Source organism: Rhizobiales bacterium NRL2 (assembly GCA_001664005.1).
In the GTDB taxonomy this organism is placed as follows: Bacteria; Pseudomonadota; Alphaproteobacteria; order Minwuiales; family Minwuiaceae; genus Minwuia.
Genome location: CP016093.1, coordinates 2,569,926 through 2,581,390 on the forward strand (window position 1 = coordinate 2,569,926; position 11,465 = coordinate 2,581,390).

The window sequence follows — 11,465 nt, forward strand, 5'->3', positions numbered from 1 at the left end:
TCACAGAACGCGCGCCACTGAGCCACAAGCTCGCCGGCCCGGGACGGATCACCGTCCAGAACGCGCCGGAGGGTCTCGACGCACGCCTGTTGGCGGACCTGGCGCGGGAACTCGACCGCGGCGTCGTGTTCGTCGCCCGCGACGACCAGCGGCTTGCCGCGACAGCCGACATGATCCGCTTCTTCGCGCCGGCGCTGGAGCCCGTGGTCTTTCCGGCCTGGGATTGCCTGCCCTTCGACCGGTCCTCCCCCAACCGTCAGATCCTGGCCGAGCGCATGGAAGCGCTTGGCATGCTGGCGGAAAGCGGCGCCGCCGGCCGGCTGATTCTCACGACCGTGAACGCCATCACCCAGCGCGTGCCCGAGCGCGCCGAGGTCAGCGGCGGCCACTTCGCCGCGCAGGTCGGCGATCCGATCGACGAGGCCGAACTGATCGCCTTTCTGGTGGCTCAGGGCTACGGCCGCACCGGCACGGTCATGGAACCAGGCGAGTACGCGATCCGCGGCGGCTTGATCGACATCTTCCCGCCCAATGACGACCAGCCGGTGCGACTCGACCTGTTCGGGCGGGAGCTGGAAAGCATCCGGCGTTTCGACCCCATGAGCCAGCGAACGCTCGCCAGGGTCGACAGCTTTGCCCTGACGCCGGTCAGCGAACTGGTCCTGGACGAACGTCGCGCCAACCATTTCCGGGCCCGCTACCGCGAGCTGTTCGGCATCAAGGCCGAGTCCGATCCGATCTACGAGGCGGTCTCGGAAGGCCGGAGCTTCCCGGGGATGGAGCACTGGCTGCCGATCTTCTATCGCCGTCTGGAGACGCTGTTCGACTATGTCGGCGAGGCTGCGGTCGTGCTGGACCACCTGGCGGACGACGCCGCCGAAAGCCGTTTCGCGGCCATCGAGGACTACCAGGTCACCCGCGCCGAGGCGGTGAAGGCGACCGCCTCGGGGCAGGGGAGCGCCGGAGCGGTTTTCCGCCCGCTGCCGGCGGACGCGCTCTATCTCGCACCGGGGGAATGGGCCGAATTTCTCGCCGGTCAGCCGGTGGCTGCCCTGACGCCATTCAATGTCGGCGACGGGGAAAGCCCGGTCATCCACGATCTGCAGGGCCGCAGGGGACGGGACTTCGCGCCGGAGCGGGCCACGCCGCACGCCAATGTCTACGAGGCGCTCGCGCGCCATATCCAGGATCTGGTGCCCGACCGCCAGATCACGGTGGCGAGCTATTCCGACGGCGCCCGGCAACGCCTGGGCGGCATGCTGCGCGATGCCGGAATCCGGGCCATCGCCGAGGTCGAAACCTTCGACGAGGCGATGAAGCTCGACCGCAACGTGGTCGGCCTCGCGGTACTTTCCATCGAAGCCGGGTTCGAGGCGCCCGATGCGGTGCTGATTTCGGAACAGGACGTTCTGGGCGACCGGCTGGTGCGCAAGCGGCGCCGGCGCCGGCGCTCGGAGAACTTCGTCGCCAACGCGTCGGACCTGCAGCTCGGCGACCTGGTGGTCCACAGCGAACACGGCATCGGCCGCTACGAAGGACTCGAGACCCTCGACATCGTCGGCGCGCCGCACGACTGCGTGCTGCTGATCTACGACGGCGGCGACAAGCTCTACCTGCCGGTGGAGAATATCGAGCTGCTGTCCCGCTATGGCTCGGGCGAGGGCGAGGTCACTCTGGACCGGCTCGGCGGCAAGGGCTGGCAGACGCGGAAGGCGCGGCTGAAACAGCGGCTGAAGGAGATGGCCGAAGCCCTGATCCGTGTCGCCGCCGGCCGCCAGCTCGCCGATGCGCCCAGGCTGACGCCGCCCGCGGGCGCCTACCATGAGTTCTGCGACCGCTTCCCCTATCAGGAAACCGACGACCAGGCGCGGGCGATCGACGAATCGATCGGCGATCTGGCCGCGGGGCGTCCCATGGACCGCCTGATCTGTGGCGATGTGGGTTTCGGCAAGACCGAGGTGGCGCTGCGCACCGCCTTCATCGCGGCGATGGACGGCATGCAGGTGGCGCTGGTCGCGCCGACCACCCTGCTGGTCCGCCAGCACTACCAGACCTTCCTCGAGCGGTTCCGTGACTTCCCTGTCCGGATCGGCCAGCTGTCGCGGCTGGTTCCCGGCAAGCTGGCGAACGAGGTCAGGAAGGACCTGAAGAACGGCCAGCTCGACATCGTCATCGGCACCCATGCGCTGCTGGGCAAGGGCGTCGAGTTCAAGCGCCTCGGCCTGCTGATCGTCGACGAGGAGCAGCATTTCGGCGTCAAGCACAAGGAGCGGCTGAAGGAGCTGAAATCCGACGTCCACGTGCTGACGCTGACCGCCACGCCGATCCCGCGCACCCTGCAGCTTGCGCTGACCGGCATCCGCGACCTCTCGGTCATCGCCACGCCGCCCGTCGACCGGCTGGCGGTGCGCACCTTCGTGCTGCCCTTCGACGAGATCGTGGCCCGGGAAGCCCTCCTCCGGGAGCACTACCGTGGCGGCCAGAGCTTCTTCGTCTGCCCCCGCATCAGCGACCTCGCGGCCGTCGAGGCATTCATGAAGGACCATGTGCCGGAGCTGAAATTCGTGGTCGCACATGGCCAGATGCCGGTCCGGGAGCTGGAGGACGCGATGAACGCCTTCTACGACGGCTCCTATGACGTGCTGGTCTCCACCAACATCGTGGAGTCGGGCCTGGACGTGCCCAATGCGAACACGATGGTGGTCTACCGCGCCGACATGTTCGGCCTGGCCCAGCTCTACCAGCTTCGCGGCCGCATCGGCCGCTCCAAGACGCGCGCCTATGCCTATCTGACCGTGCCGGCGAACCGGCGCGTTACCGATGGGGCCGACAAGCGGCTGCGTGTGCTTCAGACCCTGGACCAGCTCGGTGCGGGCTTCACCCTGGCCAGCCACGATCTAGACATCCGCGGCGCCGGCAACCTGCTGGGCGAGGAGCAGTCGGGTCAGATCCGCGAGGTGGGCGTGGAGCTCTATCAGTCCATGCTGGAGGAGGCGGTGGCCGAGGCCCGGGGCCAGACCGATGCTCAGAGCGGCGACTGGTCGCCGAACATCAACCTGGGCGCGCCAGTGCTGATCCCGGACTACTATGTCGCCGACCTGTCCGCGCGGCTGGACCTCTACAAGCGCCTGGGCCATGTCGCTGACCAGGACGAGATCGAGGCCATCGCCGCGGAGATGATCGACCGCTTCGGGCCGCTGCCGCCCGAAGTCGACAACCTGTTCGACGTCGTCGCCATCAAGAGTCTGTGCCGCGCCGCGAATATCGCCAAGCTGGACGCCGGTCCGAAGGGCGCGACGGTGCTGTTCAGGGAGAACGAGTTCCCTGATCCCGGCGGGCTCGTGCGTTTCATTTCCGGTCAGCAGGGCACGGCGAAGCTCCGCCCCGATCACACGCTGGTCTATCTGCGCGACTGGTCGGACCTCTCGACGCGGGTCAAGGGCGTGCGCAGCCTCGCGCGCGGACTGGCCCAGATCGCGGAGAAGGCCGCCTAGACCGCTCGCTCACGCCGCCGAGGCCCGACGCACAGGACGGGCGGGAAAGATCAGGGCGGTCAGCAGGGAAACCGCCGCGCCGCCGGCGAAGACCGCACCGAAGCCGAACGGTTCCTCCAGTTGGCCGGCGACCAGCGGACCCAGGACATTCCCGGCCGCGACGCAGAAGACGGCGGCCGTGAAGCTGACCGACGGCAGATCGGGAAAGAGCCGTGCGCTCCAGAAGGCCAGCACCGCGCTCAGCATCATCAGGCAGACGCCCTGCAGGCCAGCGGAAACCAGGACTCCGGCCCATGACGCCGGCGCCAGTGCCAGCAGGATATGCGACAGGGCGCTGGCGACGAAGATCGCACGCAGCAGCGCCGGAAGACCCATGCGCCCCTCGACCTGCCGGGTCAGCAGGCCGAGCGCGCCGGCCACACCGAAGGCGATATAGAGCACCGGCCCGGCGGCCGCCGCATCGAGGCCGGTCAGGCCGCCTTCGCGGGTGATGTGATCGACTGCGAAGGAAAGGTAGAGCGCGTTGGTCAGACCGAAGGAGAAGGCCAGTATGTACATCGGCCATGCGGGCCGGTAGGCAACCAGTTCCCGCAACGGCCAGTCGCTCGGCGCCGGCAGATCCGCGCCGCCGGGTCCCCGGCTCTGGCGCATGTGGAACAGCGCCAGCACATTGATCAGAAGCGAGACCGCCGCGAGACCGGCGAACATGGCCCAGGGCGCCCGCCAGCCGAAATCCCCCAGGAACATCGCGAACGCAACGGCGCCCGCGAATGCAATGCCGAAGGTGGTGCCGGTGCTGACCACCGAAAGCACTCGATCCTTCTGGCCGTCGACCAGACTCCGCGCCGCGGTGTTGTTGTAGGGCGTCCACGAGAAGCCGGCGCTCGACGCGGCCAGCGCCACGCCGACGGCGAGCAGGAACACATTGTCCGTCGCGGCCACGAGTCCCAGTCCCGCCGTCGCGGCTATCCCGCCCAGCGCCACCGGCGCCCGCGGACCCACACGATCGGTCAGCCAACCGGTCAGAAGCAACGCCGCCAGGAAAGCGCCGAACGCCGCCGAGGCGATCGCGCCCGCGGTTGCCGTCGTCAGCCCGAAGTCCGCCCGGAAGGCGGGCAGGAACAGGCCGAAGCCCATCCGCGCGGGCCCGAACGCGACCGCGGTCGCGGCGAATCCCGCGAGCGAAAGCCGTCCCGCATCGGTAAGTAGGAAGCGCGCCATCATGGCCGCCAAAATCGTCATCGATTCCGGCGGTTCGAGTGAGGCGTGCTGACGCGTTCAGCCGGTGACGGAGGCGTCCTCGGGCCTGACGGTCTCGTTCAGGGCGAGATCGAAGACCTTGTGGAAGACCGGCACGTCCTGCGCGCCGGAGACGGCGTACTTACGGTCGATGATGAAGCAGGGGACCCCGTTTATGCCCATGGAGCGGGCCACCGAGTCCTCCTGGCGAACCAGATCCAGGTCCGAATCCCCGGCCAGCAGGTCGCGCACCAGATCCGCATTCATGCCCGCCTCGCCGGCGATCCGGACCAGCACCTCATGGTCGCCGATATCCTCGCCATTGACGAAATAGGCGTCGAACAGGCGCTGCACGACCTCCTGCTGAGCGTCGTCATTGGCCGCCCAGCGGATCAGGCGATGAGAATCCAGCGTCGACGGGGTGCGGCGAATGCGCTCGAAATGAAAGTCGATCCCAACCTGCGCGCCAGCGGTTCGGATGTTCTCGTAGATGCGGGCGGCGCGCTCCACGCCGCCGAACTTGGCGGCGAGATAGGCTTCCCGGCTCATGCCGCCCCGCGGCATTTCCGGGTTGAGTTGGAACGGACGCCAGCCTACCTGAACCTTGACATCGCTACGGCTGGCGAGCGCGGCTTCAAGCTTGCGCTTGCCGATGTAGCACCACGGACAGACCGTGTCTGAGACGATGTCGATAATCATGGGACAAGCCTAAAGCATTCTCTAAACACTACACAATAACCGGACATGGTAGCGGTGCAGGAGGGGACAATGGAAAAGAACCGGAGACTCGACGGCAAGGTGGCGCTCGTCACCGGGGCGAGTTCGGGGCTGGGCGCGCATTTCGCGCAGGTTCTGGCCGCGGCGGGAGCATCGGTCGGCGTCGGCGCGCGGCGCAAGCAGAAACTGGACGGACTGGTCGCGAAGATCGGCGAAGCGGGCGGGCGGGCGCACGCCGTCGACCTCGACGTGACCGATATCGGGCAGATCGGCGACTGTCTCGGCGAAGTCGAGGCGCAACTCGGTCCCGTCGACATTCTGGTCAACAACGCCGGCGTCACCGCGCCCAACGCCATGCAGCGCATCACCGAGGCCGACTACGATTTCGTCCTCGACACCAATCTGAAGGGCGCCTTCTTCATGGCCCAGGCGGCGGCGAAATCGATGATCGAGCGCAAGAGCGGCGGGCGTATCATCAATATCTCGTCCACCCTGTCGCATCGGGTGATCGGACAACTCTCGATCTATTGCATGTCCAAGGCGGCGATGGACCAGATGACCCGCGCCATGGCGCTGGAATGGGGGCGCCACGACATCAACACCAACGCCATCTGCCCCGGCTATATCGAAACCGAGATGAACGCCGACTACTGGAAGACCGAGGGCGGACAGGCCTTCCTGGCGCGGTTCCCGCGGCCACGCGTCGGCGAGCCGGCGGATCTGGACGGTGCGCTGTTGCTGCTGGCCGGCGAGGAGGGCCGTTTCATGAACGGATCCATCGTCAGTGTCGACGACGGTTTCGCCATAGGTTTCAAATAGATAAAATACGTTCTTTCAGTCGAACTTAAGCGCGACGGCAGATCAGGCCGACTGGACCGCGTCGATGCGGTTCGGCCCGCGCGAGCGCCCGAAGGCGGCAATGGTCGCGATCAGCGTCTGCCGCACCACGGGTTTGGTCAGATAGGCGTTCATGCCGGCAGCGCTGGTCTGGCGGCGCATGCCGGGAATGTCGTGGGCCGTCCAGGCAATGACCGGCGTCGTCCCGACGTCGCCTTCCAGCCGCCGGATCGCGCGGGTCGCTTCCAGGCCGTCCATGCCGGGCATGGCGACATCCATGAGGATGACATCAGGCAGGAACTCCCCTGCGGCGGACACAGCCGCCTCGCCGCCGTCGGCCTCCATCACCCGGTGGCCGGCATTCTCGAGCAACACGCGGGCGATGCTTCGGTTCGCCTGGCTGTCATCGACGACGAGTACGCGCATTCGGTCGGAGCACCTTTTCAATCTGCCACGCAAAGCGAAACGGGATTCCCATTTCGCTTCTCATCTGACGATTCGAACCGCGGTGGCGGCGCAAAACCGCATTCATGCCCGTAAGGCAGCAAGGTCGATGCCAAGCCCGACGGGTTTCGATCCCTTCTGACCGTCTATGCAGTAGTTGGTTACCGACGATCCGATTCGCAATCAGGCCGAGGAATATCCGACAAGGTATTGATCACGATCACCTTTTACAGGCAGTCCGCTGCTCCGGCAGCGCGACATCGCTGCGGTTCAGGAACTGCACCAGATCGCCGGTGGACTGGGCGCTGTTGAACTTGCCGCTCTGCTGGCGGTCGACCTGGATGAAGGTGTTCACGCCAACGACCCGGCCGCACATGTCGATCAGCGGACCGCCGCTGTAGCCGGTCAGTACGTCCGCGGTGTGTATGATCGACGTGGTGCCGGGCAGTTCCTGCGTCGAGCGGATCTCGCCGCGGTTCTGGTGCATGTCGGGCGCGGAGGTGCGGTCGCCATAGGCGAGCTTGAGAAACCCCGCATCGGTCTGGAGCGCGAGCCCGGGATAGCCGGCGACGATGACGTCCATCAGCTTGGAATGCGCGGAGGAGAGCGGCAGTACCCCGGGCGCCGCCGGCCGCTCCGTCCGGAGCAGCGCAAAGTCCGGATCCCCCGGTTGACCGTCGGGAGAGCGTGCGATCACGCGGGCGCGGACCACGTCCCCCAGACTTTCGCTGGTGACGATGATCTGGTCTGCATCTCCCTCCTGGATGACGTGGCGGTTGGTCACCAGCAGGTCGGGGGCGATGAAGAAGGCCGTGCCTGTCCCGACCGGCTTGCGGTTCTGGAAGGTAATGACGAAGACCACCGCCTTTTCCAGCGATTGCGACAACGCCGCGACCGACTTCGGCGCGGCCTGTCCCTGCGTTGGAGCCGTAGCCGCCCGGGCCACCGCAGGCTCAGCCTGTGCCGCGGGCGCGGCGGCGCGGTCGGGCAGGGGATCCCCGGCCGCCGCCAGCATGGCCCTGGCCTTTTCCTTCAGCGCCTCGAACCGCGCCCGGTCCGCGGGCGCCGTGCCGGGCGGACAGTCGTAGGCGGCCACCGTCCCGAGGATTTCCTGCAAGCGCTTGCCGGCTTCGAAGGACAGGGCATCCAGGCGTTCGACTTCCGCCAGCATTTCGGCCGTGGGCGGCTGCGGCGACGGTAGCGGGCCATCGCGGACCACGGTTTCCGGCTCGCGCAGCAGCAGCCAGGCCAGCGCAGCGACGACGGCGAGCGCCAGCAGGACGGAAATCGCCAGCCACGCCCCGAAGGCCGGGATGCTGCGGCGCGTGTTCCGATCGTCGGGGGCCTCGGCGTTGCTCAAGGCGTCTCTCCTGTCTGCTTGCGGTCAGGCTTGGTTCAGCCATGGCCGGCTCGTATGTTGTGGATGAAACCACAACCGGACAACCTTTCCCGAACCTGTCTCCCGGCAGAGCAATCGAAGGCTTGAATGGCTGAGCGCGGAATCAGGACCCAGGACAGCGCCGGAATCCGCAGGCTCGGAACCGCGGGGCGGGATGTCATCGCTGCCCGCGAGCAGATCGCGTCGATCCTGCGCAACCGGATCGGCCCGGAAGCCGCGGCGCTGTTCGCGGCGCCGACGCCTGACGACGGCGGCCATGTCTGGCGGGCTGTCGACGGAACGCCGCTGAAGCCGCTCGGCGACCTGCCGCCGGCGGAGGCTGCCCGACTGCGCGAGCGCCACCGGGAAATCGCCGGCCGCGTCGAGGCCCTGGCGCAGCGGATCGCGGGCGAGGGCGACGCTGGCCGCATCGCCGGCCACATGATGCGTCTGGCCCTGGTGACGCCCGACGGCTTCGAGGCGCTGCACGCCGCGGGCGATCAGCCCGTGCTGGTGAACTGGGGCCATGCTGCCGAGGGCCAGGCGGTCCCGGTTCTGGAAGCGGCAGCCGGGAAGGCCTCGGCCGCGCCAACGGGGGCGGGGGCGGGAACGGCGGCGGCCGCGGTGCCGCCATTGCCGGAAGCCGCCGCGGCCGCAGTGGACGAAACCGACAGTCCAGGCCGGCCGCCGGCGCGAACCGGCGGCTTCGGCTGGCTCGCCTGGGCGCTGCCGGGGCTCCTGCTCGTGGCGCTCGGCGTACTGATCTGGCTGCTCATGCAGCCTCTCGAGCCGGTCATTGTCGAACGCGACCGGCCCGCGCCGCCACCGGTGGATCCGGTTCCCGCCGCGCGCGACAGGCTGGCGGCGATAAAGGCGGAACTGGCCAGGGTGGAGGCCATGCGCGACGAGGTCATCGACCTCTGTGAACCGCTGCCCCAGGAGCGGACCCAGTTGCCGCCGCCGGAGCCGGAACCCGAGCGGCGACCGGACCCCGAACCGGACGTCACGGTCATTGAACCGCCGAAACCGGAGCCCGAGCCCCGGCCCGAACCGCCGGTAGCCGAGGCGGAACCTCGGCCCGCCCCCGCACCGGAACCGCAGCCCGCGCCGCGTCCGCGGGTCGAACTGCCGCCGGAGGTTCCGCCCGCGGCCGAATTACCGCCGCGGGTCGCGCAGCTCCCGCCGACCACGCGCCCCGCGCCCACGCTCTGCGAGCCGGGCTGGACCCCGACCCAGCGGCCGGAGGTCATGGTGGTGATCGACGGCTCGGGCAGCATGCAGGACAGTTTCGCCGGCGCGCCCTCGCGCATCGAGGCGGCCAAGGATTCCATTGCGGATGTGGTCACCAGCCTGCACAAGGACATCAAGACCGGCCTGGTAAGCTTCACCGACTGCGGCGAGACCTCGACGCCGCAGAAGTACGGCTACAGCCAGCGTCCCGAACTGCTTTCCCGGGTGCGGGGCGTCAGCCCCAGCCGGGGGACCTCGCTCGCCAACTCGATCCGCCGCGCGGGCAACGCCGCCAAATCGGTCGGTCCGGCGACGGTGGTCGTGGTTAGCGACGGCGAGGACACCTGCGGCGGCGATCCCTGCGCCGCGGCCCGGGCACTGAAGGCGCAGAAACCGATGCTGAAGATCAATGTCATCGACCTGAGCGGCGGTCGCTCGGCCGTGCTTCAATGCGTGGCCAGCGCCACCGGCGGGCGGGTCTTCACCCCCCGCAATGCCGCTCAGATGACCGAAGAGATGCAGGAAGCGACCGGCCAGCCGGACGCCAGCGCCTGCAACCCCTGACGAAGGCGCGGGAGCGAGACGCATGCGCACTGGACCCACACTGGCCGAAGACAGGCTGGACCGTTACCAGCCCCTGGGCGCCTTCGGGCAGCCCGTCTACCAGAACCACCTGCAACTCCAGGCGGCGCTGCGCCAGCGCCTGGGGGCGAAGTACGCCAACTTCTTCGCCATTCCCCGCATGGATTCGCAGGGCAGGACCGTCAGCTGGATCTCCCCGGTGGAGGGTGAGCCGGTGCGCTGGTCCGACCTGTCCGAGGACGAACAGGTGCAACGCTCCCTCGATCTGCAGGTGATGAAGAGCGAATTCGACGCCTATGCCTCGGAGCTCAGGGCCTATGGCAAGGAGGGCAAGGACCCGCGCGGGGCCGAGGCTTTCGTCGCGGTCCTGGACCAGGCGCTCAAGACGCCCGATGACGGCCATCTGTACTTCGTCGGCGATCAGCCGGTGGCGACCTTCTGGGGCTTCCGGGAGGAGCACGCCCAGCCCTTCGAGACACTGACGGCCGCGCCGCGTCTGGCCCGGGCGGCTGCGCCCGCGGCGGCTGAGGCGGCGAGCGGAGAGGCACCCGAGCGCCGTGGCCTCGGCTTTCTGTGGTGGCTGTTGCCGTTGTTGTTGCTGCTTCTGCTGGCGCTGCTGCTCTGGTGGCTGTGGGATGATCTGCCGGTCGTCGGCGGCGGGGGCGAAGTGCCCGCGATCGAGCGGCCGCTGGACGAGGAATCCGAGGCCGTGCCGCCGGCGGAAGATGGGGCGATCATCGACGATCCGGACCGGACGGTCATCGAACGCGAGGGCGTGGTCGTCGACCGCGAAGGGAATGCAGTGGCCGTGCCGGGCGAGGATGGTGTCGTGGCCCCCGGCGAGGACACCGCCGTTCCGGGCGAAGGCGATGCGGTCGCGCCCGAAGGGGCCGTTCCCGATGAAGGCGAAGACGGATCACCCGCCGAAGAAGCCGAAACGCCGGGGGAGCTGGCCGCTCCCGGCGACGAAGCGGCGACAGAGGAACAGCCGCCAGCCGAGCCCGAAACGCCGGAGCCCCCGGCGCCGGAAGAGGACGAGACACCGCCCGAGGGCGAACAGCCGGAAACGCCGCCCGGCCAGGAACCCCCGCAGCCCGAAGGTCAGACGCCGGACGCCGGCGAACCGCCCGCCATACCCGAGGACGCAGCGGATGGCTCGGCCGGCTTCATGCAGGGCAACTGGCAGAGCGACAGCGGCCTGGTGGATTCACAGACCCGCCAGAAGCTGACCCAGGAGTACAACTTCGACGACGAGGGCCGGGGGGAAGCCGTTGTCCGCCGCGCGGACGGCGTGACCTGCCGCGCGCCGGCGCAGGCGACCGTCAGGGACGGCAATCTGCAGGTCGAAGAACTCGCCAACCTGAAATGCTCCGACGGCAGCTCGTTCAAGCGATCGCAGACCGTCTGCTCCCGCGGCGACGACGGACAGGTCGAGTGCGTCGGCACCGATGCCGACGGCAAGACCTTCAAGGTCGATCTCAACCGGAATGCCCAACCCTGAGTGAGCGCCGGGGCACGTTGACCAATGGACAAGACCCTGCCTA

General features: G+C 68.4%; 8 protein-coding genes. 4 read left to right on the forward strand and 4 right to left on the reverse strand.

Annotated elements, in window-relative coordinates; translation table 11 throughout:
* Positions 1-17: 17 nt before the first annotated feature.
* Positions 18-3,494, forward strand: coding sequence for a transcription-repair coupling factor (locus TEF_12015; protein ANK83443.1), 3,477 nt, complete (start codon positions 18-20; stop codon positions 3,492-3,494).
* A gap of 9 nt (positions 3,495-3,503) precedes the next feature.
* Here the strand turns inward: TEF_12015 and TEF_12020 are convergent, their stop codons facing one another.
* Positions 3,504-4,631 (reverse strand): hypothetical protein, encoded by a 1,128-nt coding sequence (locus TEF_12020; protein ID ANK83444.1) that lies wholly within the window; start codon positions 4,629-4,631, stop codon positions 3,504-3,506.
* Between the two features lie 141 nt (positions 4,632-4,772).
* Entirely contained in the window at positions 4,773-5,432 is a 660-nt protein-coding gene (locus TEF_12025; protein ID ANK81445.1) for a hypothetical protein, read from the reverse strand.
* 69 nt (positions 5,433-5,501) lie between these two features.
* Here TEF_12025 and TEF_12030 point away from each other — a divergent pair, with 69 nt between their 5' ends.
* A complete protein-coding gene (locus TEF_12030; GenBank protein ID ANK81446.1) occupies positions 5,502-6,269 on the forward strand; it encodes a short-chain dehydrogenase in 768 nt (255 codons plus the stop codon).
* Between the two features lie 42 nt (positions 6,270-6,311).
* On the opposite strand, the gene TEF_12035 is transcribed toward TEF_12030, so the two are convergent.
* Together TEF_12035 and TEF_12040 are read right to left on the reverse strand one after the other, a co-directional pair.
* Positions 6,312-6,713, reverse strand: a complete 402-nt coding sequence (locus TEF_12035; protein ID ANK81447.1) for a hypothetical protein — start codon at positions 6,711-6,713, stop codon at positions 6,312-6,314.
* Positions 6,714-6,951: 238 nt separating this feature from the next.
* Positions 6,952-8,091 carry a hypothetical protein gene (locus TEF_12040; GenBank protein ANK81448.1) on the reverse strand — a complete coding sequence of 380 codons (1,140 nt, stop codon included), beginning with the start codon at positions 8,089-8,091 and terminating at the stop codon, positions 6,952-6,954.
* A 126-nt stretch (positions 8,092-8,217) separates the two neighbouring features.
* On the opposite strand from TEF_12040, the gene TEF_12045 reads away from it, so the two are divergent.
* Both TEF_12045 and TEF_12050 read left to right on the forward strand, forming a co-directional pair.
* On the forward strand, positions 8,218-9,903 hold the full coding sequence (locus tag TEF_12045; protein ANK81449.1) for a hypothetical protein: 1,686 nt from the start codon (positions 8,218-8,220) through the stop codon (positions 9,901-9,903).
* Between the two features lie 22 nt (positions 9,904-9,925).
* Positions 9,926-11,422 (forward strand): hypothetical protein, encoded by a 1,497-nt coding sequence (locus TEF_12050; GenBank protein ID ANK81450.1) that lies wholly within the window; start codon positions 9,926-9,928, stop codon positions 11,420-11,422.
* The last annotated feature ends 43 nt before the right edge of the window (positions 11,423-11,465 follow it).

Coding starts and splice junctions, on each gene's coding strand:
- TEF_12020 (ANK83444.1), bottom strand. CDS start 4,631: ATGGGCTTCGGCCTGTTCCTGCCCGCCTTCCGGGCGGACTTCGGGCTG.
- TEF_12025 (ANK81445.1), bottom strand. CDS start 5,432: ATGATTATCGACATCGTCTCAGACACGGTCTGTCCGTGGTGCTACATC.
- TEF_12030 (ANK81446.1), top strand. CDS start 5,502: ATGGAAAAGAACCGGAGACTCGACGGCAAGGTGGCGCTCGTCACCGGG.
- TEF_12035 (ANK81447.1), bottom strand. CDS start 6,713: ATGCGCGTACTCGTCGTCGATGACAGCCAGGCGAACCGAAGCATCGCC.
- TEF_12045 (ANK81449.1), top strand. CDS start 8,218: ATGGCTGAGCGCGGAATCAGGACCCAGGACAGCGCCGGAATCCGCAGG.
- TEF_12050 (ANK81450.1), top strand. CDS start 9,926: ATGCGCACTGGACCCACACTGGCCGAAGACAGGCTGGACCGTTACCAG.